Raw genomic sequence first — 23,313 nt, 5'->3', positions numbered from 1 at the left:
CATATGGGTACGGGGTTCAAATCGGTATCTCCGGCACCGGCCCACTCACCGTCACCACCCGTTCACCCGTCCGAGTGATTTGACAATCATTTCCATCTAATCTGAGAATGGTTGTCATGATGATCCGACGACGTACTCGCGGCGCCATAGCCCTGACCGCCACCGCCCTCACCGCCGGCCTCACCCTGACGGCCTGCGGCAGCGGCGGCGGAGCCCAGGGCGCGGAGGGCAAGCTGAACGTCGTCGCGTCCTTCTACCCGATGGAGTTCCTCGCCGGCCGGATCGGCGGCGAGCACGTCAAGGTCACCGACCTCACCGCCCCCGGCGTCGAGCCGCACGACCTCGAACTCACCGCCAAGCAGGTCGGGGCGGTCAAGAAGGCCGACGCGATCGTCTACCTCAAGGGCCTGCAGCCCACCGTCGACAAGGCGGTCGCCGGCTCCGGCTCCAAGCACAAGATCGACGCCACCGCGGCCGTCCCGCTGGAGGACCACCACCTCGCCGAGGGCCACACCGAGGGCGACGGGCACGACCACGGCGGCGAGGCGCAGAGCGGCGACGGGCACGACGGCCACGACCACGACGGGGCCGCCGGCGATCCGCACATCTGGCTCGACCCGACCCGCTACGCGGCGGTGGCCAGGAGCGTCGGCGCCGAGTTCGCCAAGGCCGACCCGGCCCACGCCGAGGACTACCGGAAGAACACCGACGAGCTGGTCGGCCGGCTCACCGCCCTGGACCAGGAGTTCAAGGACGGGCTGAAGGACGTCCGGAACCGCACCTTCGTCACCAGCCACGCCGCCTTCGGCTACCTCGCCGGGGCCTACGGCCTCACCCAGGTCGCCATCAACGGCGTCGACCCCGAGTCCGAGCCCACCCCGGCCCGCCTCGCCGACGTCCAGAAGGCCGCCAAGGAGAACGGCGTCACCACGATCTTCTTCGAGACCCTGGTCAGCCCCAAGCTCGCCGACACCGTCGCCAAGGACCTCGGACTCAGGACCGCCGTCCTCGACCCGCTGGAGGGCGTCAAGGACCCGGCCAAGGACGACTACCTCTCGGTGATGCGGCAGAACCTGGCCAACCTGCGGACCGCCCTCGGCACCGACGCGCCGGTCGCGCCCGCCGCCTCCGGCGCGCCCGCCGCACCCACCAGCTGACGGGACCACCGGCATGACCACCTCGACCTCCCCGACACCCCCGGCGCCCCCGGCCGTCCGCCTCCACGACGCCGTCGCCTCGCGCGGCGGACGGCCGGTGCTGCGCGGCGTCGACCTCACCGTCCGCCCCGGCGAGGTGGTCGCCCTGCTCGGCGCCAACGGCTCCGGCAAGTCCACCACCGTCAAGGCCGTCACCGGGGCCGCCCCGCTGGAGCGCGGCACGCTCGAACTGTTCGGCACCCCGCTCGCCCGGTTCCGCGCCTGGCACCGGATCGGCTACGTGCCGCAGCGCACCACCGCCGCCTCCGGCGTCCCGGCCACCGTCCGGGAGGTCGTCTCCACCGGCCGGCTGCCCCTGCACCGGCTGCTGCCGTTCCGCCGCGCGGACCGTGCCGCCGTGGACCGCGCACTGGCCGCCGTCGGCATGCTCGACCGGGCCCGGGACGGGGTCGCCGACCTCTCCGGCGGCCAGCAGCAGCGGGTGCTGATCGCCCGCGCCCTGGCCGGCACCCCCGATCTGCTGATCATGGACGAGCCGATGGCCGGGGTGGACGCCGCCAGCCAGCAGGTGCTCGCCGACACCCTGCGCGCCGAGGTCGCGCGCGGCGCCGCCGTCCTGCTGGTGCTGCACGAACTCGGGCCGCTGGAGCCGCTGATCGACCGGGCCGTGGTGCTGCGCGACGGCTGCGTCGCGCACGACGGCCCGCCCGTTCCCAACACCGGTCTGCACGCCCTGCCGGGCCACGACCACGTCCATCCGCACGCCGACCACGGCCACGAACACGACCGACCCCGGGGACTGCTGTCATGACCGAGATGCTCAGCTACGACTTCATGCAGCGGGCGCTGATCGCCGCCGTGCTGGTCGGCATCACCGCCCCCGCCGTCGGCATCTACCTGGTGCAGCGGCGCCAGGCGCTGATGGGCGACGGCATGGGCCATGTCGCGATGACCGGCGTCGGCCTCGGCTTCATCTTCCAGACCAGCCCGGTCTGGATGGCCGTGGCGGTCTGCGTGCTCGGCGCCGTCACCATGGAACTGGTCCGCGCGCGCGGCAACCAGCGCGGCGACATCGCCCTCGCGATGCTCTTCTACGGCGGCATGGCCTGCGGCAAGCTGCTGGTCTCCAAGTCCGCCCAGGCCGGCGCCGGTTCGCTGGAGAGCTACCTCTGGGGCTCCATCCTGACCGTCTCCCCCGCCGACCTGGCCACCATCGGCGCGCTCGGCGCCGTCGTCGTCGCCGTCACCCTGGGCCTGCGCCGCCAGCTGTTCGCGATCTGCCAGGACGAGGACTTCGCCCGGGTCACCGGCGTCCCGGTGCGGCTGCTCAACCTGCTGCTCGCGGTGATGGCCGCGGTCACCGTGACCGTCGCCATGCGGGTGGTCGGCCTGCTGCTGGTCAGCGCCCTGATGGTGGTTCCGGTCGCGGCCGCCCAGCAGCTCACCCGCTCCTTCGCCGCCACCCAGGCCGGCTCGATCGCGGTCGGCGTGCTCGTCGCCCTGGCCGGCGTCACCGGCTCCTACCAGCTGGACGTGCCCTCCGGCCCGGCCATCGTGCTGCTGGCCATCGTCGTGTTCGCGGTGTTCGGCGCGATCGCCGCCCCCCTCGCCCGCCGCCGCCACCGCGACACCCAGGAGAGCGGACCGCAGGTCTGCGACGTCCGACTGCCCGGTCCGGAGCGGGTCGACGCGACCACTCCGGCGCCCAGTGCGGGGCTGGCACAATGAGGTGCCAGTCGCCCACACCAGCAGGAGGACCCACGGTGACCACCGCAGGCCCGTCGCCGCGAGCCCGATCGACCCGGCAGCGCGCCGCCGTCTCGGCGGTCCTGGACGAGATCGAGGACTTCCGCAGCGCCCAGGAGCTCCACGACATGCTGAAGCACCGGGGGGACTCGGTCGGTCTGACCACGGTCTACCGGACGCTCCAGTCGCTCGCCGACGCCGGCGAGGTGGACGTCCTGCGCACCGCCGACGGTGAGGCCGTCTACCGCCGGTGCAGCAGCGGGCACCACCACCACCTGGTCTGCCGCCAGTGCGGTGCCACCGTCGAGGTCGAGGGTCCGGCCGTCGAGCGCTGGGCCAACTCGGTCGCCGCCGAGCACGGCTTCAGCGACATCGCGCACACCCTGGAGATCTTCGGCACCTGCGCGGAGTGCGCCGCCAAGGCCTGAGTACCGGTACGCCGAAGGGCCCGCTGGGAGTCACCTCCCGCGGGCCCTTCTCCGCACGCGGACCCGGCGCCGCAACAGGCTCAGGGCCGCAACAGACTCAGGGCCGCAACGGGCCCAGCCCTTCGCAGCGCCCAGCCCTTCACCGGCTCAGCGCTGCGCCGGCACCTCGGTGCCCAGCTCGGCCGGCGCCTCGTTCGGGATCGCCCCGCCGAACCGGCGGTCGCGCATCGCGTACTGCTCGCAGGCCCGCCACAGGTCACGGCGGTCGAAGTCCGGCCAGAGCACGTCCTGGAACACGAACTCGGCGTAGGCCGACTGCCAGAGCAGGAAGTTCGACGTCCGCTGCTCGCCGCTGGGGCGCAGGAACAGGTCCACGTCCGGCATGTCCGGGTGGTACAGGTACTTGGTGAGGGTCTTCTCGTTGACCTTCTTCGGGTCCAGCCGGCCCGACGCGACATCGGCCGCGATCGCCGCCGCGGCGTCCGCGATCTCCGCCCGGCCGCCGTAGTTGACGCACATGTACAGCGTGACGGCGTCGTTGTCCTTGGTCTGCTCCTCGGCGACCTGGAGCTCCTGGACCACGCTCTTCCACAGCTTGGGCATCCGGCCGGCCCAGCGCACCCGCACGCCCATCGCGTCCATCTCGTCGCGGCGGCGGTGGATGACGTCGCGGTTGAAGTTCATCAGGAACTTCACCTCGTCGGGCGAACGCTTCCAGTTCTCGGTGGAGAACGCGTAGAGCGAGATGTTCTTCACGCCGAGCTCGATCGCGCCCTTGAGCACGTCCAGCACGACGGACTCGCCGACCTTGTGGCCCTCGGTGCGAGGCAGCCCGCGCTCCTTGGCCCAACGGCCGTTGCCGTCCATGACGATCGCGACATGGCCCGGGACGAGCTCGCCGGGGATCTTCGGGGGCCGGGCGCCGCTGGGGTGCGGGGTCGGGGGGAGGTACTCCCTCTGCTTGCCGCCGCCGAAGAGCCGTCGCGCTGCCATGTGCTCACTTCTCCACGTATCTCATCGAGCGGATACCCCGCTCCAGGTGCCACTGCAGATAGGCCGCGACCAGTCCGCTGCCTTCCCGCCAGTACCTCGGCTCGCAGGCGTCCGCCGTCTGCCAGTCCCCTGACAACAACGCGCCGAGCAGTACCAGTGTCTCAGGGGAGGGTACGGCACATCCGGGCACGCGGCAGTCCGGGCAGAGCACGCCGCCGGCCTGGAGCGAGAAGAACCGGTTGGGTCCCTCCATCCCGCATTTGGCGCAGTCGTCGAAGGTCGCGCCGTACCCGTTGACCGCGAGCGAGCGCAGCAGGAAGGCGTCCAGCACCAGGTGCGACTCGTGCAGCCCGGCAGCCAGCGTGCGCAGGCCGCCGACCAGCAGCAGGTACTGCTGGACGGCCGGCTGGCCCTCGTTCTCGGCGAACCGTTCCGCCGTCTCCAGCATGGCCGTGCCGGCGGTGTACCGGCCGTAGTCGGTGACGATCGAGCCGCCGTACGGGGCGATCGTCTCCACCTGGGTGCAGAGCGGCAGGCCGCGGCCGATCAGCTCGCTGTTGCGGCTGAAGAACTGCACGTCCACGTGCGAGAACGGCTCCAGGCGCGCGCCGAACTTCGACTTGGTCTTGCGCACCCCGCGCGCCACCGCGCGCACCTTGCCGTGGTGGCGGGTGAGGAGGGTGATGATCCGGTCCGCCTCGCCGAGCTTCTGGGCCCGGAGCACCACGCCGTCGTCGCGGAAGAGACTCATGCGCCCGCCTCACCACCGCGGCGGCCCTGGAACAGTGTGGACATCCCACCATTGTCCCCCAGCCTCGGACAGCCGTGTGCCCGCACCGGGGCCGTGGGGGCTGCCGAGCGGTGCGGGTCACGGCGGGCCCCGGCCGTGGGGACGCCACCGGCCGGGAGCCGGGGCGGAAGGGGCCCGGTTGTGGGGGTCTGGGGGGAGGAGGTGCCGACAGAAGAGAGGGGGTCGGGTGTCCGGCGAGAGGCTCCGCCGGGAGGACCGGGAGACCGGAAGACCGAGAGACCGAGAGACCGAGAGACCGAAGGCCGGGGAGAGAAGGACCGGAAGAACAGGAAGAACAGGGAGAGCAGGAAGGACCGGAGCGCTAGTACGGCGCCCGGGTCGCCGCCTCCAGCAGCGCCCCGACCCGCGCGTGCGGCAGGTCCAGACAGCGCCCGATCGCGGCCAGCGCCTCCCGCTCCTGCGGCCGGTACCGGCCGTCGGCCAGCGCGATCGCCGCCCCCTGCAGAAGCAGCCGCTCCCGGCCCGGCCGGGCCAGGTGCGGGGCCAGCGGCTCCAGGGCCGCGTGCAGTTCCACGGCCAGCCCGCCCGCCATACCGTGCGCGTCGTACAGTTCGCCGCCGAGACCGGACAGCGCGGCCAGCGCCGCCAGCACCTGCGCCTCGCCGCAGTCCTCGAAGCCGGCGTCCCGGACCGCCCCGCACGCCGCCTCGCGGGCCGCGCGGTGGGCGGTGCCACCGGCCGCCAGCATCGCCAGCGCGACGGTGTACTGCGCGTCGCGCAGCATCCCGCCCAGGCGCACGCAGGTGGGCTGCTCCAGGCTCTCCACCCCGAACCGGCCGTGGCAGCTGGTGCACTGCACGCTGCCGATCACCGGTCCGAGCGGAAGTACCGGGGTCCCCAGCAGCCGCAGCCACCGCCGGCCGTGTTGCCGGCGGTAGTTGCGGTCCCCGCCGCAGCCCGGGCAGAAGAAGTCACCGAGAACATCAGTCCGCCACCGCGGGCGAACACCCCACATCCCTGTCACGGCGCCACTCCCCAGACATGGCAGGCGGCCTGCACAACAATGGGCAGGTCACGCGACCGGCCACCGGGCCGTCCCACCGACCCGGCTTACCGGTGGGACGATGTTGCCACGGTTGCCGACACGTGTCAGTACCTCGAACGGCCCGATCCGACAAAAAATGTGGCGCAGGACACAGCCGGGGCGCCCCCGGCCGGACGACCGCCCCACGACGTCCGGGAACGCCGCCGGGCCGCCCCGCAGGGGACGGCCCGGAAACTTTTACCCGTACGAACTAACCGCGCTGCGCCCGGTTGACGGCGCTGATCATCGCCTTCAGCGAGGCCAGCACGGTGTTGCTGTCGATCCCCACGCCCCACAGCACCCGGCCGTCCACCGCGCACTCCACGTACGCGGCGGCCTGGGCGTCGCCGCCCTCGCTCAGCGCGTGCTCCGCGTAGTCCAGCACCCGGACGTCCACGCCGATCTGCGCCAGCGCGTCCGCGAAGGCCGAGACCGGGCCGTTGCCGGTACCGGCCAGGCTGACCGTCGCCCCGTCCACCACCGCGTGGGCGGTCAGCGCGTCCCGGCCGTCCTCGGTGGTCAGGGTGCGCGAACCGGTCAGCGAGATCCGGCCCCACGGGTTGCCCGTGGTCGGCAGGTACTCGTCCTCGAAGACCCGCCAGATCTCGGCCGGGGTGACCTCGCCGCCCTCGGCGTCGGTCTTGGCCTGGATGATCCGGGAGAACTCGATCTGCATCCGGCGCGGCAGGTCCAGCTTGTGGTCGTTCTTCAGGACGTACGCCACGCCGCCCTTGCCGGACTGGCTGTTGACCCGGATGACCGCCTCGTAGGTGCGGCCGACGTCCTTCGGGTCGATCGGCAGGTACGGCACGCCCCAGGTGTGCTGCTCCACCGGTACGCCGGCCGCCTTGGCGTCGGCCTCCAGGGCGTCGAAGCCCTTCTTGATGGCGTCCTGGTGCGAGCCGGAGAAGGAGGTGTACACCAGGTCGCCGGCGTACGGGTGGCGCGGGTGCACCTCCATCTGGTTGCAGTACTCGGCGGTGCGGCGGACCTCGTCGATGTCGGAGAAGTCGATCTCCGGGTCGACGCCCTGCGAGAACAGGTTCATGCCCAGGGTCACCAGGTCGACGTTGCCGGTCCGCTCGCCCTGCCCGAACAGACAGCCCTCGATCCGGTCGGCGCCGGCCATGTAGGCCAGTTCGGCGGAGGCCACGGCGGTGCCCCGGTCGTTGTGCGGGTGCACCGACAGGCAGACGAACTCCCGGCGCGACAGGTTGCGCGACATCCACTCGAACTGGTCGGCCTGGACGTTCGGGGTGGCCCGCTCGATGGTGGCCGGCAGGTTCAGGATGATCTCGCGGCCCTCGCCCGGCTGCCAGACGTCCATCACCGCCTCGCAGACCTCCAGCGCGAAGTCCAGCTCGGTGTCGACGAAGATCTCCGGCGAGTACTGGTACCCGAAGGCGGTGTCATCGCCCAGCAGCTTCTCGGCGTACTCCATCACCAGCCGGGTGCCGTCGACGGCGATCGCCTTCGTGGCCGCCCGGTCGTTGCGGAACACCACCCGGCGGAACAGCGGCGCGGTCGCGTTGTACAGGTGCACGGTCGCCCGCGGCGCCCCGACCAGCGACTCGACGGTCTTCTCGATCAGCTCCTCGCGCGCCTGGGTCAGCACCGAGATGGTGACGTCCTCCGGGATCGCCCCCTCCTCGATCAGCGAGCGCACGAAGGCGTGGTCGGTGGCCCCGGAGGACGGGAAGCCTACCTCGATCTCCTTGTAGCCCATCGCCACCAGCAGGTCGAACATCTTGCGCTTGCGGGCCGGGGACATCGGGTCGATCAGCGCCTGGTTGCCGTCCCGCAGGTCGGTGGACAGCCAGCGCGGCGCCTTGGTGATCACCTGGTTCGGCCAGGTGCGGTCCGGCAGGTCGACGGTGCCGAACGGCAGGTAGCGGCCGTGCCGCATCCCGGACGGCCGCTGGCGTACCGAGGCGGCGGTGATCGGGGTGGGGCGGTCGACGAAGGCACGGGCGGCGGGGATGGGCGCGGCGGAACTCTGCTCGGTCATGGAGGTGAGTCTCGGCTTCCTGTGATGCGTGGTGCGGGCGGGTCGGGGTGAGGTGTCACCCGACTCGGCCGGCCTGCTGCCGCTCACGACCCGTTCACGGATCGCCCGAAATTCAGCGCGCAGCACAGTCCCCGCGGCGAGGGAAGCCGGCCCTTGACGGACTACAGGCCCTCGACGCGGCAGCTAAGAAGAAGCAGCCCGATGCGCATGATGCGATCCAGCCTAACCCAGCGCCGCGCGACCCCGAAGCCGCCCGGGCGGTCTTCCCACCCCTTGAGACGGTCCCCCGGCGGCGCGCGGCCCGGCCCGGGAGGCGCGAAATCCTGTCCGCGCCGGTGACAACACGTCATCAATGCCTCACCCTGGGCCACATGACAGCCGAACCGACGCTCTGCGCGATCGTTCCGCCGTACGTCCTGGACCGCCTCGCCGAGGACGGTCACGAGCCCGCCGCCCGCTCCCTCGCCCTCGACGCCGCGCACCGGGCCGCGCGGCTCACCGCCGCCCTGCCGGACCGGGCCGCCGCCGCCGACCGGCTGGAACGGGTGATCTCCGACGCCGCGCACCGCGAGCGCCTGCCCGGCCGCACCGTCCGCCGGGAGGGCGAGGGCGCCGTCCCGGACCAGTCCGTCAACCACGCCTACGACGGCCTCGGCGCGACCTGGACCCTGTTCTCCGCCGTCTACGGCCGGCACTCCATCGACGACCAGGGGCTGCGCCTGGACGCCACCGTCCATTACGGCCAGGACTACGACAACGCGTTCTGGGACGGCCGGCGGATGGTCTTCGGCGACGGCGACGGCGAGGTGTTCGGCGACTTCACCGCCTGCATCGACGTCATCGGCCACGAGCTCGCCCACGGCGTCACCCAGTTCACCGCGGGCCTGGAGTACCGGGACCAGCCGGGCGCGCTCAACGAGTCGGTCTCCGACGTGTTCGGCTCCCTGGTCAAGCAGTACGCGCTGCTCCAGGACGCCGCCGAGGCGGACTGGCTGATCGGCGCCGGACTGCTCGCCCCCGGGGTGCAGGGCGTGGCGCTGCGCTCGATGAAGGAGCCCGGCACCGCGTACGACGACCCCCGGCTCGGCAAGGACCCCCAGCCCGCACACATGCGCGACTACGTGCGCACCGGCCAGGACAACGGCGGCGTGCACATCAACTCGGGCATCCCCAACCACGCCTTCTACCTGCTCGCCACCGCGCTCGGCGGCCGGTCCTGGGAGCGCGCGGGCCAGATCTGGTACGACGCGCTGACCGGCCGGCGGCTGCCCGCCGACGCCGACTTCACGGCCTTCGCCCGGGCCACCGTGGCGGCCGCGAAGGCCCGCTACCCGGAACCGAAGGTCGCGGACACGGTGACCGCGTCCTGGGCGAAGGTCGGCATCAGCCCGACCTGAGTGGCGATTGGGTCAAGGTCCGGAAAAACACCGGCAAACGCCATCCCTGGGTAGCACCATGGACACCATGCGTATCCAGGTGACCCGGACCGGCGGCCTCGCGGGACACGTCCGCCGCGCTGAGCTCGACACCACCGAGCGGGTGGACGCCCCGCACGTGCACGCGCTCGCCCGCGAGGCCGTCGCGGGCGGGTTGCGCGCGCCCTCCTACGGGGTGCCGGACGGCTACCACTACGCGATCACCGTCGACGGGCGCACGGTGCACTGCGCGGACCCCAAGCTCACCGAGTCCCAGCGGGAGCTGGTCTCGCTGGTCCTGCGCGAGGGCGCCTGACCGGCAACGCCTCCCGACCGTCGCACCGCAGCGGTCACACCCCGGCCGTCACACCCCGGCCGTCACACCCGGCCGTCAGAGCCAGCCGTCGAGCGAGGCCAGGAAGCCCGGGAGGTCGTCCCGGTGGATGGTGTGCCCGGCGCCGGGCACCGTGCGTACCTCGTAGCCCAGGCCGCGCAGCGTCCCGGCGTCCTCGGGCCCGATCAGCCAGCTGTTGTCGGCCAGCTGCACCAGGGACGGCACCACCGGGGCGCCGGGCAGCGCGGCCCGGTCCGCGAGGGCGGAGAGGGCGAGCGCGGTGTCCGGGTCCCAGACGGCGAGGGTGGCCAGCTCGACCTCGACGTCCGCCGCGTCCCAGCGCGGGCTGAGCACGCCGATCTGCTCCCGGGTGGCCGCCTTGAACTGGGTGAACACGGCCGGGTCGAACAGGCCGGGCCGCACGAAGCGCCAGGCCGGGTCGGAGTAGACGGCCCGGGCCGGCCGGAGCCGGTCCACCGCGTGCAGCAGGGTCAGGGCGCCGAGGGAGTGGCCGATCGCGAGCTCCGCGCCCGTCGGCAGGGTGTCCACCAGGTCCTGGGCGTACTGCTCGGGCCGGTAGCGGTCCACCGGGGCGGCGCCCTCCCCGCGCGGGCTGGCGCCGTGGCCGCGCAGGTCGACCGCGATCACCCGGTAGCCGCGCCCGGCCAGCGCCGGGCCGACCGACCGCCAGCTGCGGTGGTCGGACATGATCCCGTGGACCAGCAGCGCCACCCGGTCGCCGCTGCCCCACTCGCGCGTGTTCAGCTTCATCCCCGCCCCCTCGCCGTCCCGCCGCCGATCAGCACCCGCCGTCGATCGGAACCCGCTGCCGGTCAGAGCCGGCCCTCGGTCCGAGCCGGCCCTCGGTCAGAACCCGAGCTTGCGCAGCTGCTTCGGGTCCCGCTGCCAGTCCTTGGCCACCTTGACGTGCAGGTCCAGGTAGACCGGGGTGCCGAGCAGCGCCTCGATGTGCTTGCGGGCGGTGGTGCCGACGTGCTTGAGCCGGGCGCCCTTGGCGCCGATGACGATCGCCTTCTGGCTCTGCCGCTCGATGTACACATTGGCGTGGATGTCGAGCAGCGGCCGGTCGGCCGGACGACCCTCGCGCGGGATCATCTCCTCGACCACGACGGCCAGCGAGTGCGGCAGCTCGTCGCGGACGCCCTCCAGGGCGGCCTCGCGGATCAGCTCGGCCACCATGATCTGCTCGGGCTCGTCGGTCAGGTCGCCGTCCGGGTAGAGCGGCATGCCCTCCGGGAGCAGCTTGGTGATCAGCTCGGCGACGAGGTCCACCTGCTTCTCGCCGACCGCCGAGACCGGGATGATCTCGGCCCACTCGATGCCCAGCTCGGCGCCGAGCTGGTGGACGGCGATCAGCTGCTCGGCGAGCCGCTTGGAGTCGACCAGGTCGGTCTTGGTGACGATGGCGACCTTGGGGGTCTTCTTGATCTCGGCGAGTTCCTTGACGATGAACTTGTCGCCGGGGCCGAGCTTCTGGTCGGCGGGCAGGCAGAAGCCGATCACGTCGACCTCGGCCCAGGTGCTGCGGACCAGGTCGTTGAGGCGCTCGCCGAGCAGGGTGCGCGGCTTGTGCAGGCCGGGGGTGTCGACCAGCACCAGCTGGGCGTCCGGGCGGTGCACGATGCCGCGGACGGTGTGCCGGGTGGTCTGCGGGCGGTCGGAGGTGATCGCGACCTTCGTCCCCACCAGAGCGTTGGTCAGGGTCGACTTGCCCGCGTTGGGCCGGCCGACGAAACACGCGAAGCCGGAGCGGTACGAGGAGGAAGGGGCACTCATGGACCCCATTCTCCCTGATCACCCGCGAGGGGACCGCCACCGGCGTCCGGGCCGGTCATTTCTTCCCGCCGAACAGCGAGCCCAGCCCCCAGCCGAGGACGATCAGCAGGAAGGAGACCGAGCCCCAGAGCCAGAACGGCGAGCCGGTCTCCTGCCACTTGCCCATGCCCATCACGCCCAGCAGCAGTCCCGCGAAGAACGCGTACGGCCCCATCGCCCAGCCCCCTCACCGTGCGGATTCCCCGCCCGTCCCCGGTGAGATTATCCGCCTGGCCCAAGGGTGTTCGAACGCACGGATGCCCGGGGCGCGAACCCCGGGCACCGGCGACGCCGCAAGCGTTCAGCGCGCCTCGACCGAGACCCGCAGCACCCCGTCCGGCCCGGCCAGCAGCAGCGGGGTGCCCGCGCCGCCGAGGTCCCGCACGGCCGCCAGATCGGCCTCGGCGGGCTGCTCCGCCTCGGACACCACGGCCGCCGCCTCCAGCGACTTCGCACCGCTGGCCACCGCCATCGCCACCGCCGTCTGCACCGCGCTCAGCCGCAGCGACTCCAGCGCGACCGTCCCGGCCACGTACGTCCGGCCGGTCTCGTCACGCACCGCGGCCCCCTCCGGGACGCCGTTGCGGGCGCGGGCGGAGCGGGCCAGGGTGATGATCTTCTTGTCTTCGGGGTCCAGCTCGACGATGTCACTCATGCCCAGGAGCATAGGCCCCGCCGACCGCGGTCCTCGGTGGCCGACCGGCCGGGGTCCTCAGTGGCCGACCGGGTTGGGCGGACCGGGCCGGATCACCTTCACGAAGGTCTTGGGACCGTTGGGCATCGCCACCTCGTCCGCCGCCCGCTTGCGCCAGTACGGGTTGTCGTGCGGCAGGTGGCTGCTGACCCGTCCGTACATCCCGAAGGTGGTGATCACCACGCCGAAGGCGAAGGCGAAGATCACGTTGTGGATCCCGAAGTTCAGGATGTTGGCGTCCGAGCGGCCGAGCACGGTCAGCCCGTAGAACCCGGACAGCACGAACAGCACGCCGACCGCCATGTTCACATTGGCGGCGACGTTGCCGCCGATGACCGCGGCGACCACCAGCACCCCGCCCATCACGATGGACAGGACGCTCAGCGCGCCGTTGGTGGACATGCCGGCGATGTCGTTGCCCTCGGTGGACAGGAATCCCGGGTGGTCGGCCAGCCCCAGGCAGCCGAACACGATCAGGAACACCCCGCCGAGACCCGCCCCGATCCGCCACACCAGCACAAGTCTGTGGTCGACGGGCAATTCGTCCTGCAGCTTCATGGCGACCTCCGACTCGGTCGTAGCGCCTGGCTGTTGGTTGTCGGGCCCGGGCCCGCCTAGCTGTAGGGGTGGCTCCCCTGCATGTGCGGCACCTCGTGCATGTACAGCGAACCGCACTGCTGACAGCACCGGAGCCCGGTCCCCCACTCCTGCTCCGACCGGGTCTCCACGTCGGCGGGCATGCTCCGGCCGCACAGTGCCACGGCCGGATCCCCCTCCCGCACGACGTGCCAGACCTTCACCCCGCCCGCCGCCCCCTGCGGGCCGTACTCCGCGCGAAGTTGGTGACTCATGCCCCCATCGTCGCTCCGGACGTACCCGAACGCTACTCGTCGGCCCCTGGGGCCGATTCCTCCGTCTCCCGCACCGGGGCGGCGACCACGGAGCCGATGCGGTTGCGGCGGCCGGCGGAGCTCTCGGCGGTCAGGCGGATCGCGGTGAGGCCGCCCGGGACCTCCTCGGGCAGCGGGATCGCGCAGGAGGAGCCGGGGATGGGCACCCGGCCCAGGTGCTTGGCCAGCAGGCCGCCCACCGTCTCGACGTCCTCGTCCTCCAGCTCGATCCCGAACAGCTCGCCCAGGTCCTCGACCAGCAGCCGGGCGGTGATCCGGTAGGAGCCGTCCCCGAGGTCCTCCACCGGGGCGATCTCCCGGTCGTACTCGTCGGTGATCTCGCCGACGATCTCCTCCAGGATGTCCTCGATGGTGACCAGGCCGGCGGTGCCGCCGTACTCGTCGATCACGATCGCCACGTGCGAGCGCATCTGCTGCATCTCGCGCAGCAGGTCGGTGGCGGGCTTGGAGTCCGGGACGAACACCGCCGGGCGCATCACGGCGCCGACCTCGTCCGACTCGGAGTCCCGGTTGATGTGGGTGCGGCGCACCAGGTCCTTGAGGTAGACGATGCCGACCACGTCGTCCTCGTTGTCGCCGACCACCGGGATCCGGGAGAAGCCCGAGCGCAGCGCCAGGGTCAGCGCCTGGCGCACGGTCTTGTGCCGCTCGATCATCACCAGGTCGGTGCGCGGCACCATGACCTCGCGGACGATGGTGTCGCCCAGCTCGAAGACGGAGTGCACCATCCGGCGCTCCTCGTCCTCGATGACGTCGTTCTTCTCGGCCAGGTCGACCAGCGCCCGCAGCTCCGCCTCGGAGGCGAACGGGCCCTCGCGGTAGCCCTTGCCGGGCGTCAGGGCGTTGCCGAGCAGGATCAGCAGCCGCGGGATCGGGCCGAGGATCCGGGCCAGCGGCAGCAGCACGAAGGAGGCCGCGGTGGCGGTGGTGAGGGGGTGCTGGCGGCCGATCGTGCGCGGGGAGACCCCCACCGCCACGAAGGACACCAGCACCATCACGCCGAACGCCAGCAGCACGGCCTGCCAGGTCGTGTCGATGTTGCGCACGCACACCACGGTGACCAGCACCGCGGCCGCCATCTCGCTGGCCACCCGGATCAGGGTGGCCAGGTTGAGGTAGCGGATCGGGTCGGAGGCCAGCGCCAGCAGCCGGGCCGAGCCCCTGCGCCCGGACCGGACCGCTTCCTCGGCCCGGAACCGGGACACCCGGGAGATGCCCGCCTCGGCGCACGCGGCCAGCCAGCCGAGCACGACCAGCGCGACCGCGCCGAGGATGAAGCTCGTACTTTCACCACTCACAGGGGTTCGGGCTCCGCGCTCAGTGGGTGGTGGGGGCCGGGGAGATGCCGCCGAGGCCCCGCTCGGCCCGCCAGCCGTCGAGGATCGCCTTCTGGAGGCCGAACATCTCCTCCTCCTCGTCCGGCTCCTCGTGGTCGTAGCCGAGCACGTGCAGCACACCGTGCACGGTGAGCAGCTGCAGCTCCTCGTCCATCGAGTGCTTGGACGGGGCCGCCTTGCCCTGCTGCTCGGCGACCTCGGGGCAGAGCACGATGTCGCCGAGCAGCCCCTGCGGCAGCTCCTCGCCCTCCTTGCCGGGGCGCAGCTCGTCCATGGGGAAGGACATCACGTCCGTGGGGCCCGGGAGGTCCATCCACTGGATGTGCAGCTCCTCCATCGCCGCCCCGTCCACGAGGATCACGGACAGTTCGGACTGCGGGTGGATCCGCATCTTGTCCAGGGCGTAGCGGGCGACGGCGAGGACGGACTCCTCGTCGACGTCCCAGCCGGACTCATTGGCGATGTCGATCGACATGACGGGCTGGTTACTCAGCTTTCGGTGCGATGGGACTGTCGGGGTGCGCGTGAGCCGCGCCGCTGGGCGGCCTTGACCGGGGGGCGGCGCTCCTCGGTCTCCTGGGCCTCCTGGAGGGCGTCCCAGCGCTCGTACGCGTCCACGATCCGGCCGACCAGCTTGTGGCGGACCACGTCGGTGCTGGTGAGGACGGAGAAGTGGATGTCGGGCACGTCGACCAGGATCTCCTGGACGACCTTGAGGCCGCTGCGGGTGCCGCCCGGGAGGTCGATCTGGCTGGTGTCGCCGGTGACGACCACCCGGGAGTTGAACCCGAGGCGGGTGAGGAACATCTTCATCTGCTCGGGCGAGGTGTTCTGGGCCTCGTCGAGGATGATGAAGGCGTCGTTGAGGGTGCGGCCGCGCATGTAGGCGAGCGGCGCGACCTCGATGGTCCCGGCGGCCATCAGCCGCGGGATGGAGTCGGGGTCCATCATGTCGTGCAGCGCGTCGTACAGCGGCCGCAGGTACGGGTCGATCTTCTCGTAGAGGGTGCCGGGCAGGAAGCCGAGCCGCTCGCCCGCCTCGACGGCCGGGCGGGTCAGGATGATCCGGTTGACCTCCTTGGCCTGGAGGGCCTGGACGGCCTTGGCCATCGCGAGGTAGGTCTTGCCGGTGCCGGCCGGGCCGAGGCCGAAGACGATCGTGTGCTTGTCGATGGCGTCGACGTAGCGCTGCTGGTTGAGGGTCTTCGGACGGATGGTCCGGCCCCGGTTGGACAGGATGTTCGCGGTGAACACCTTCGACGGCGTCGGGCTGTCCGGGTCGTCGACGGCGCTGCGGATCATGGCGATGGAACGCTCCACGGAGTCCTCCGTGAGGGGTTGGCCGGTGCGCAGCACCAGCATCATCTCGCTGAACAGCTGCTTGACGAGGGCGACCTCGGCGCGTTCGCCGGTCGCGGTCACCTCGTTGCCCCGGACGTGGATGTCGGCGGCGGGGAAACCCTGCTCGATCACTCGCAGCAGCGAGTCGGCGGCGCCGAGCAGGGTGACCATCGGATGCTTCTCGGGGATGACGATCCGGGCGCTGACGCGGCCGTCCTCGGCCGGTTCGGGGCGCGGCTGTCCGTTGGAACGGGTCTGCGATGTGTCACTCATAGGTCGGCGCTGGGGCCTGCCTCATCCCATCCGTGTCTCGTGTGCCGCTCGGTCCTTCCGGGGCACCAGGGTACGCCGCGCACGTGATCGCTGCGGCGGGCGGCGGGGCCGCACCCGACGATGCTGCGGCAGAACGCCGGGCGGCGCGAGCGGTTTTCCACGCTGTTCACCGCGGCCCTGGCGGATGGGCGCCTCACTTGTGCCGGGGCGGTACTGGTACCCGGGCGAGGTCCTCGGCAAGCACGATCGGGCCGTCGAAATGCTTGCGGGCATCGGCGAGGTGCTGGCCGAGGTCGGGGTAGCGCTGCGAGAAGTGGGTCAGCACCAGGGTGCGGACACCCGCCTCGGCGGCGACCTTGGCGGCCTGGCCGGCGGTGAGGTGGCCGTGGTCCTCGGCCAGCCCGGCGTCCGCGTCGGAGAAGGTGGCCTCGACGACCAGCAGGTCGGCGCGCTCGGCGAGCTCGTGGACGCCCTCGCAGAGCCGGGTGTCCATGACGAAGGCGAACCGCTGCCCCGGCCGGGGCTCGCTGACCTCCTCCAGGGTGATCCGCTTGCCGTCCACCTCGATCGCGCCCCGGTGCTGGAGCCGGCCGGTGTCGGGGCCGGCAATGCCCAGGGCGGCCAGCCGTTCGGGCACCAGCCGGCGGCCGTCCGGCTCGCTCAGCCGGTAGCCGAAGGACTCGACCGGGTGCGACAGCCGGACCGCCTCCAGCGCGAAGCGGGCGCCGGGCGCGGGCAGCGGGCCCGGCTCCTCGATCGGGCGGGGCCGCAGCACGGCCGTCTCGTGGAAGGCGGTGGCGTGCCGCAGCCGCTCGAAGTACACCTCGCCGGAGGCCGGGAAGTAGACGTCCACCGGGTGCGGGACCCGGTCCAGGTTGATCCGCTGGATCACCCCGGCCAGGCCCAGGCTGTGGTCGCCGTGGAAATGCGTGACGGCGATCCGGGTGAGCTGGGTGGCCGAGACCCCGGCGCGCAGCATCTGCCGCTGGGTCCCCTCGCCGGGGTCGAACAGGAGGCCCTCGCCGTCCCAGCGCAGCAGGTAGCCGTTGTGGTTGCGGTGCCGGGTCGGGACCTGGCTGGCGGTCCCGAGGACGACGAGCTCGCGCTGGGACACGCCTCAGACCATGCGCTCGGTCATGGACGTGCCGCCCAGCACGTGGACGTGGGCGTGGAAGACGGTCTGGCCCGCGCCGGCGCCGGTGTTGAAGATCAGCCGGTAGTCCTCGAGGCCCTCGTCCGCGGCGACCCGGCCCGCCTCGGCGAGCAGCTCGCCGGCGACGTCGGGCTCGGCGTCGGCCAGCGCGGCCGCGTTCGGGTAGTGGGCGTGCGGGATCACCAGGACGTGCACAGGGGCCTTCGGGGCGATGTCGCGGAAGGCGAGGGTCCGGTCGGTCTTGCGGACCACGGTGGCCGGGATCTCGCCCGCCACGATCTTGCAGAACAGGCAGTCGGGCTGCGGCTCGCCGGCCATCGGGATCTCCTCGCGGGATGCTGGTGCTGGTCTGGTGGGAGCGTACGGCCGCATGCTAGGCCCTCCCTTTCGGATCACGCCAGGCGGTCGCCGCCGGAGCACGCACGGCGACGGCCGCCCCGGAGTGGGAGGCCGGACCGGGGTCCGGCCTCCCGCGACCACCCGGCTACTGCTCCCAGGGCAGCGCCGGCGGGGTCTTGGCCGGCCGCTCCGCGAGCGCCGCCAGGGCGATCCGCACCCCCTCGGCGAGCTGCGGGTCCTCCCCCGCCGCCCAGGCGTGCGGCGGGAACGGCACCTCCACGTCCGGGTCCACCCCGTGGTTCTCCAGGCCCCAGCCGAGCCGCTCCGACCAGAACGCGTACTTCGGCTGGGTCACCAGGGTCCCGTCCACCAGCGAGTAGCGGCTGTCGATGCCGATCACCCCGCCCCAGGTGCGGGTGCCGACCACCGGGCCGATCCCCAGCGCCTGGATCGCCGCGTTGACGATGTCGCCGTCCGAGCCCGAGTACTCGTCCGCCAGGGCGACCACCGGACCGCGCGGCGCGTCCTCCGGGTACGGCGCGGGGTTGGCGACGTCCCTGCCCACGCCCCAGCCGACGATCCGGCGCGCCAGCTTCTCCACCACCAGCTGCGAGGTGTGCCCGCCCCGGTTGCCCCGGATGTCGACGACCACGCCCTCCCTGGCCATCTCCGAGCGCAGGTCGCGGTGGATCTGCGCCCAGCCGGTGGTCTGCATGTCGGGGATGTGCAGATAGCCGAGCCGTCCGTCCGACAGCTCCCGGACGGCGGCCCGCCGCCCGGCCACCCAGTCGTGGTAGCGCAGCGCCTCGTCGTCGGCGAGCGGGACGACCACCGGGTACCGCTGGTCGGTGCCGTCCTTGCCGGCCACCGTCAGCTCGACCGGCTGCCCGGCGGTGCCCGCCAGCAGCGGCGCCGGGCCGGTCACCGGGTCCACCGGGCGGCCGTTGACCGCCAGCACCGCGTCCCCGGGGCGGACGGCCGCGCCCGGGGCGGCCAGCGGCGAGTGCGCCCGCGGGTCGGAGGACTCCCCCGGCAGGATCCGCGCGACCCGCCACACCTCACCGTCCCGGACCAGGTCCGCGCCCAGCAGGCCCTGCCGGCGGGCCGGCTCGGTGTGCACCCCGTGCGCCACCACGTAGGCGTGCGAGGTGCCCAGCTCGCCGTGCACCTCCCAGAGCAGGTCCACCAGGTCGTCGTGCGAGCCGAGCCGCTCCACCAGCGGCCGGTAGCGGGCCAGCACCCCGGCCCAGTCCACCCCGCCGAGGTCGGGACGCCAGAAGTTGTCCCGCATCAGCCGGCCGTTCTCGTCGTACATCTGCCGCCACTCGGCCGCCGGGTCGACCGTCACCCGCAGCCGGTCCAGGTCGACGTCGATCTCGTCGTCCTCGCCGGAGGCCTTGTGGTCGGCGGGCACGATCCGCAGCTCGCCCTCGTCCAGCACCACCAGCCGGGTGCCGTCCCCGCTCACCGCGAACGCGTCCAGGCCGTCCACCAGCTGCTCCGCCCGGCGCTTGCGGAAGTCGAAGCGCTCCAGGGTCGGCCGCGGGCGCTCGTCCTCCAGCGAGGCGGCCTCGTCGCCCAGCTCGCCGACCAGCGGCAGCCTGGTCCACAGCACGCCGTCCTTGGCGGCCCGCAGCACCCCGAACCGGCCGCCCTCCACCGGGAACGGCACGATCCGGTCGGCGATGCCGTCCAGGTCGACCCGGGTCGCCGGCGGCGCGTCGGCCGCGCCCTCCTCGCCGTCCGCCCGGCGGCCCTTCGGCTCGTCCTCCTCCCCGCCGGCCGCCCGGCCCGCCCGGCGCGGCCCGAACGGCGACGGCGTGTCGGCGGCCAGCGTGATCAGGTACGGGCGGCAGCCGTTGGGGAACGACAGGTCGAAGACGTGCGAGTCGTACACCGGGTCGAAGCTGCGCACCGAGAGGAACGCCAGGTGCCGGCCGTCGGCGGTGAACGCCGGGGAGGTGTCGACGAACCGCTGCGGGGTCGCCTCGGAGACCGTCCGGGTGGCCAGGTTGGCCAGCACGATCTGGCGCAGCGACCACGCACCGAGGGTCGGCTGCGACCAGGCCAGCCAGGCCGAGTCCGGGCTGAACGCCAGCCCGCTGACCTCGCCGTCGGTGCTGTGCGCCAGCTCGTGCACGGCGCCGTCGGCCAGGCCGACCAGCAGCACCCGGCCGTCGTGCGCGCCGACCGCCAGCTGCTTGCCGTCCGGGGAGACCAACAGCGAGCGGACCCGGCCCAGCTGCCCGGCGGCGAGCCGGCGGCGCTCGGTGCCGAGCACGGCGGGCGCGTACTCGATCGCGTCCTCGCCCTCGGCGTCGGTCACCCAGACCACGCCCTGGGCGGCGTCCTCGCCGGCCGGTCCCGGCACCACCCGGGCCAGCCGACCGCGCACGCCCGGCGTCTCGTCCAGCACCCGGGCCGGACCCTCCCGGTGGGTGAGCCAGTGCACGGAGCCGCGCACCACCACGGCCCCGGCCCGCCCGGTGCGGTCCGGGGCGGCGCCCTCCAGCCAGTGCGCGGCGGACACCGGGCGGGGGCGGCGGCCGGTGCGCGGACCGGCCGGGCGGACGTCCAGGCGGCGCGGCCCGGCGCCGTCGAGGTCCTCCAGCAGCCACAGGTCGCCGGCGCTGTGCCAGACCACCCGGCTCCCGTCGGTGGTGGCGGTGCGGGCGTAGAAGCCCTCCGGCGAGATGCCGTGCCGGCGCAGGTCGGAGCCGTCCGGGAGGCTGGAGTAGAGCGCGCCGACGCCCTCGTGGTCGGAGAGGAAGGCGATCCGCCCGCCCACCCACAGCGGCGACTCGATGTGCCCGTCCAGCTCCTCGTGGACGCGCTCGAAGCGGTCGGAGCCGATCCACAGCCGGCCGGTCCGCCCGCCCCGGTAGCGCTTCCACCAGGCCGGCTCGGTGGCGTAGGCGGAGACCAGCAGCACCCGGTCGCCGTCGGGCTCGAAGGCCAGCCCGCCGACCGGGCCGTACGGCAGCCGGGCCGCCTCGCCGCCGTCCAGCGGCACCGCCCGCGCCCAGGTGCGGCGCAGCGAGGCCTGCCCGGCGGCGGTGGTGGCGATCGGCCGGCCGTCGGCGGTCCAGCCCCGCAGCTGGGTCTGCGCGTCGCCCCAGTGGGTCAGCCGCCGGGACGGCCCGCCGTCCACCGGGACCACGTGCACCTCGGGGGCGCCGTCCCGGGTGGAGGTGAAGGCGACGTGGCGGCCGTCCGGGGAGAACATCGGTCTGCGGACCGGTCGGTGGTCGGCGGTCAGCCGCCAGGCCCGGCCGCCGTCCAGCGGGGCGAGCCACACGTCGTTCTCGGCCACGAAGGTGATCAGGTCGCCGTGCAGGTGCGGGTGGCGCAGGTAGGCGCCCTCGGGGGTGCTCTCGGGTTCGCTCACGGTCGCCACCCTAGGCAGCCGGGGGCGCGGCGCGCCCGGAGTTCGCGGTCCGCGAACCCCGACGGGGGACGCCGGTGTCAGGCCCAGCGGCCGGTGCGGCCCAGCAGCAGCGCGCCGGCCGCGACCCCGGCCGTGGAGGTGCGCAGCACCGAGGGGCCGAGCCGGTACGGCTTCGCGCCGGCCTCGGCGAAGGCGGCCAGCTCCTCCGGGGAGACGCCGCCCTCCGGGCCGACCACCAGCACCAGGTCCCCGGTCTCCGGCAGGGCGGCGCCGGCCAGCGGCTCGGAGCCCTCCTCGTGCAGCACCGCCGCGAACGCGGCGCCGGCCAGCACCGGGGCCAGCTGCCGGGTGGTCATCGCCTCGCGGACCTCGGGGAAGCGCAGCCGCCGGGACTGCTTGCCGGCCTCCCGCGCGGTGGCCCGCCACTTGGCGAGCGCCTTGGCGCCGCGCTCGCCCTTCCACTGGGTGATGCAGCGCGACGCCGCCCAGGGGATCACCACGTCCACGCCGACCTCGGTCATGGTCTCCACCGCCAGCTCGCCCCGGTCGCCCTTGGGCAGCGCCTGGACGACGACGATCCGCGGCGACGGCTCCGGCTCGCGCCGCACGGCCGTCACCGTCACCTCGATCGCGTCCTTGCCGTGCACCGCCGCGACGGTGCCGTCCACGCCGAGGCCCCGGCCGTCGGCCAGGGTGACCGCCTCGCCCGGCTCCAGCCGCTTCACCGCGGCGGCGTGCCGGCCCTCCGGCCCGTCCAGCCGGACGGAGGCGCCCGGCGCGGCGGCGGCGATCCGCTCGGGGTCGACGACGAACACGGGCGCGGTCATGCGGGGAACCTCCGGGGTGGGAACGGGAACGGGAACGCGAAAGGGGTGCCGAGGAAGCCTCGGCACCCCCGCGCGGGACGGCTACCGGCCGTTGAAGGCGTCCTTCAGCCGGGAGAACAGCCCCTGCTGCCCGGGCGCGAACTGGCCGGACGGCCGCTCCTCGCCGCGCAGCACCGCCAGGCGGCGCAGCAGTTCCTCCTGCTCGGCGTCGAGCTTGGTGGGCGTCTGCACCTCGACATGCACTATCAGGTCACCCCGGCCGCCGCCGCGCAGGTGGGTGATGCCCCGGCCGTGCAGCGGGATCGACTGGCCGGACTGGGTGCCGGGCCGGATGTCGACCTCCTCGATCCCGTCCAGGGTCTGCAGCGGCACCTGGGTGCCGAGCGAGGCCGCCGTCATCGGGATGGTGACCGTGCAGTGCAGGTCGTCGCCGCGACGCTGGAAGGTCGGGTGGGCGGTCTCGGCGATCTCGACGTAGAGGTCGCCGGCCGGGCCGCCGCCGGGGCCGACCTCGCCCTCGCCGGCCAGCTGGATCCGGGTGCCGTTGTCGACCCCGGCCGGGATCTTGACGGTCAGGGTGCGGCGGGCGCGGACCCGGCCGTCGCCGGCGCACTCCGGGCAGGGGGTCGGCACGACGGTGCCGAAGCCCTGGCACTGCGGGCAGGGGCGGGAGGTCATGACCTGGCCCAGGAAGGACCGGGTGACCTGGGAGACCTCGCCCTTGCCGCGGCACATGTCGCAGGTCTGCGCGGAGGTGCCGGGCGCGGCGCCCTCGCCGCTGCAGGTGGTGCAGGTGACGGCGGTGTCGACCTGGAGTTCCTTGGTGGTGCCGAACGCGGCCTCCTCCAGGGTGATCTCCAGCCGGATCATGGCGTCCTGGCCGCGCCTGGTCCGGGAGCGCGGTCCGCGCTGGCCGGAGGCGGCGCCGAAGAAGGCGTCCATGATGTCGGAGAAGCCGAAGCCCGCCGCGCCCGCGCCGAAGCCGCCCGCGCCGCCCCCGCCGTTCGGCGAGAGCGGGTCGCCGCCGAGGTCGTAGACCTGGCGCTTCTGCGGGTCGGAGAGCACCTCGTAGGCGGCGTTGATCTCCTTGAACCGCTCCTGCGTCTTCGGGTCCGGGTTGACGTCCGGGTGCAGTTCGCGTGCCAGGCGCCGGAACGCCTTCTTGATCTCGTCCTGCCCCGCATCCCGTCGGACGCCGAGTACCGCGTAGTAGTCCGTGGCCACCAAATGCTCCGCTTGTTCCGCCTGTGTGAGTGCTTGCGACTTCGGGCGCCGTCAGCTGTCCGACGACGACCGTT

The 23,313-nt window shown here is 73.1% G+C and carries 24 protein-coding genes; 6 read left to right on the top strand and 18 right to left on the bottom strand.

The features are described from left to right. Positions 1-116 precede the first annotated feature (116 nt). From BI06_RS20540 to BI06_RS20525, 4 genes are read left to right on the top strand one after another with little or no spacing between them, the layout of a single operon-like run. Complete coding sequence (locus BI06_RS20540) at positions 117-1,157, top strand: metal ABC transporter substrate-binding protein (RefSeq protein WP_051741491.1); 1,041 nt, start codon at positions 117-119, stop codon at positions 1,155-1,157. A gap of 13 nt (positions 1,158-1,170) precedes the next feature. Next, positions 1,171-1,968 carry a metal ABC transporter ATP-binding protein gene (locus BI06_RS20535; protein ID WP_043470391.1) on the top strand — a complete coding sequence of 266 codons (798 nt, stop codon included), beginning with the start codon at positions 1,171-1,173 and terminating at the stop codon, positions 1,966-1,968. Continuing rightward, positions 1,965-2,885, top strand: a complete 921-nt coding sequence (locus tag BI06_RS20530) for a metal ABC transporter permease (protein WP_051741489.1) — start codon at positions 1,965-1,967, stop codon at positions 2,883-2,885. The genes BI06_RS20535 and BI06_RS20530 overlap by 4 nt, the downstream gene beginning before the upstream one ends. A gap of 35 nt (positions 2,886-2,920) precedes the next feature. Continuing rightward, the gene (locus tag BI06_RS20525) at positions 2,921-3,331 is read left to right on the top strand and encodes a Fur family transcriptional regulator (RefSeq protein ID WP_030395790.1); all 411 of its coding nucleotides are present in this window, start codon (positions 2,921-2,923) and stop codon (positions 3,329-3,331) included. A gap of 147 nt (positions 3,332-3,478) precedes the next feature. Here BI06_RS20525 and BI06_RS20520 read toward each other — a convergent pair whose 3' ends face one another. The 4 genes from BI06_RS20520 to leuA form a co-directional block, all read right to left on the bottom strand. Next, positions 3,479-4,324 (bottom strand): isoprenyl transferase, encoded by an 846-nt coding sequence (locus BI06_RS20520; protein ID WP_030395789.1) that lies wholly within the window; start codon positions 4,322-4,324, stop codon positions 3,479-3,481. A gap of 4 nt (positions 4,325-4,328) precedes the next feature. Next, positions 4,329-5,075 (bottom strand): DNA repair protein RecO, encoded by a 747-nt coding sequence (gene recO / locus BI06_RS20515; RefSeq protein ID WP_030395788.1) that lies wholly within the window; start codon positions 5,073-5,075, stop codon positions 4,329-4,331. A gap of 361 nt (positions 5,076-5,436) precedes the next feature. Next, positions 5,437-5,946 (bottom strand): TerB family tellurite resistance protein, encoded by a 510-nt coding sequence (locus BI06_RS20510; protein WP_233290235.1) that lies wholly within the window; start codon positions 5,944-5,946, stop codon positions 5,437-5,439. Positions 5,947-6,370: 424 nt separating this feature from the next. Continuing rightward, positions 6,371-8,167 carry a 2-isopropylmalate synthase gene (gene leuA / locus BI06_RS20505; protein ID WP_030395786.1) on the bottom strand — a complete coding sequence of 599 codons (1,797 nt, stop codon included), beginning with the start codon at positions 8,165-8,167 and terminating at the stop codon, positions 6,371-6,373. Between the two features lie 371 nt (positions 8,168-8,538). On the opposite strand from leuA, the gene BI06_RS20500 reads away from it, so the two are divergent. Together BI06_RS20500 and BI06_RS20495 are read left to right on the top strand one after the other, a co-directional pair. After that, positions 8,539-9,564, top strand: a complete 1,026-nt coding sequence (locus BI06_RS20500; protein ID WP_043470389.1) for a M4 family metallopeptidase — start codon at positions 8,539-8,541, stop codon at positions 9,562-9,564. A gap of 67 nt (positions 9,565-9,631) precedes the next feature. Further along, the gene (locus BI06_RS20495) at positions 9,632-9,898 is read left to right on the top strand and encodes a protealysin inhibitor emfourin (RefSeq protein ID WP_030395784.1); all 267 of its coding nucleotides are present in this window, start codon (positions 9,632-9,634) and stop codon (positions 9,896-9,898) included. Between the two features lie 75 nt (positions 9,899-9,973). Here the strand turns inward: BI06_RS20495 and BI06_RS20490 are convergent, their stop codons facing one another. The 14 genes from BI06_RS20490 to dnaJ form a co-directional block, all read right to left on the bottom strand. Next, on the bottom strand, positions 9,974-10,687 hold the full coding sequence (locus BI06_RS20490) for an alpha/beta fold hydrolase (protein WP_030395783.1): 714 nt from the start codon (positions 10,685-10,687) through the stop codon (positions 9,974-9,976). Positions 10,688-10,783: 96 nt separating this feature from the next. Then, positions 10,784-11,713, bottom strand: coding sequence for a GTPase Era (gene era, locus BI06_RS20485; RefSeq protein ID WP_030395782.1), 930 nt, complete (start codon positions 11,711-11,713; stop codon positions 10,784-10,786). Positions 11,714-11,768: 55 nt separating this feature from the next. Next, positions 11,769-11,927 carry a hypothetical protein gene (locus tag BI06_RS50965; RefSeq protein ID WP_157855342.1) on the bottom strand — a complete coding sequence of 53 codons (159 nt, stop codon included), beginning with the start codon at positions 11,925-11,927 and terminating at the stop codon, positions 11,769-11,771. Between the two features lie 126 nt (positions 11,928-12,053). Continuing rightward, positions 12,054-12,407 carry a cytidine deaminase gene (locus BI06_RS20480; RefSeq protein ID WP_030395781.1) on the bottom strand — a complete coding sequence of 118 codons (354 nt, stop codon included), beginning with the start codon at positions 12,405-12,407 and terminating at the stop codon, positions 12,054-12,056. 57 nt (positions 12,408-12,464) lie between these two features. Further along, positions 12,465-13,004, bottom strand: coding sequence for a DUF4383 domain-containing protein (locus BI06_RS20475; RefSeq protein ID WP_037781090.1), 540 nt, complete (start codon positions 13,002-13,004; stop codon positions 12,465-12,467). 56 nt (positions 13,005-13,060) lie between these two features. After that, positions 13,061-13,297, bottom strand: a complete 237-nt coding sequence (locus BI06_RS20470) for a hypothetical protein (RefSeq protein ID WP_030395779.1) — start codon at positions 13,295-13,297, stop codon at positions 13,061-13,063. A 32-nt stretch (positions 13,298-13,329) separates the two neighbouring features. Beyond that, positions 13,330-14,655: a hemolysin family protein gene (locus BI06_RS20465; RefSeq protein WP_082558597.1), complete on the bottom strand. Its 1,326-nt coding sequence runs from the start codon at positions 14,653-14,655 to the stop codon at positions 13,330-13,332. 19 nt (positions 14,656-14,674) lie between these two features. Beyond that, a complete protein-coding gene (gene ybeY, locus BI06_RS20460) occupies positions 14,675-15,169 on the bottom strand; it encodes an rRNA maturation RNase YbeY (protein ID WP_030395777.1) in 495 nt (164 codons plus the stop codon). Positions 15,170-15,183: 14 nt separating this feature from the next. Next, complete coding sequence (locus BI06_RS20455) at positions 15,184-16,206, bottom strand: PhoH family protein (protein WP_037781114.1); 1,023 nt, start codon at positions 16,204-16,206, stop codon at positions 15,184-15,186. A gap of 295 nt (positions 16,207-16,501) precedes the next feature. Next, on the bottom strand, positions 16,502-17,422 hold the full coding sequence (locus BI06_RS20450) for a ribonuclease Z (RefSeq protein WP_043470386.1): 921 nt from the start codon (positions 17,420-17,422) through the stop codon (positions 16,502-16,504). Positions 17,423-17,425: 3 nt separating this feature from the next. Continuing rightward, positions 17,426-17,779, bottom strand: a complete 354-nt coding sequence (locus BI06_RS20445; protein WP_043470384.1) for a histidine triad nucleotide-binding protein — start codon at positions 17,777-17,779, stop codon at positions 17,426-17,428. Positions 17,780-17,945: 166 nt separating this feature from the next. Next, on the bottom strand, positions 17,946-21,188 hold the full coding sequence (locus tag BI06_RS20440; RefSeq protein WP_043470609.1) for a S41 family peptidase: 3,243 nt from the start codon (positions 21,186-21,188) through the stop codon (positions 17,946-17,948). A gap of 77 nt (positions 21,189-21,265) precedes the next feature. Further along, positions 21,266-22,015, bottom strand: a complete 750-nt coding sequence (locus BI06_RS20435) for a 16S rRNA (uracil(1498)-N(3))-methyltransferase (protein ID WP_030395772.1) — start codon at positions 22,013-22,015, stop codon at positions 21,266-21,268. A gap of 81 nt (positions 22,016-22,096) precedes the next feature. After that, entirely contained in the window at positions 22,097-23,239 is a 1,143-nt protein-coding gene (gene dnaJ, locus BI06_RS20430) for a molecular chaperone DnaJ (RefSeq protein ID WP_030395771.1), read from the bottom strand. Positions 23,240-23,313: the final 74 nt, after the last annotated feature.

It is taken from the genome of Kitasatospora sp. MBT66 (assembly GCF_000710405.2).
GTDB classification, from domain to species: Bacteria; Actinomycetota; Actinomycetes; order Streptomycetales; family Streptomycetaceae; genus Kitasatospora; species Kitasatospora purpeofusca.
Note: the sequence above shows the minus strand (reverse complement) of the source record. Positions and strands in the feature narration are given on the sequence as shown.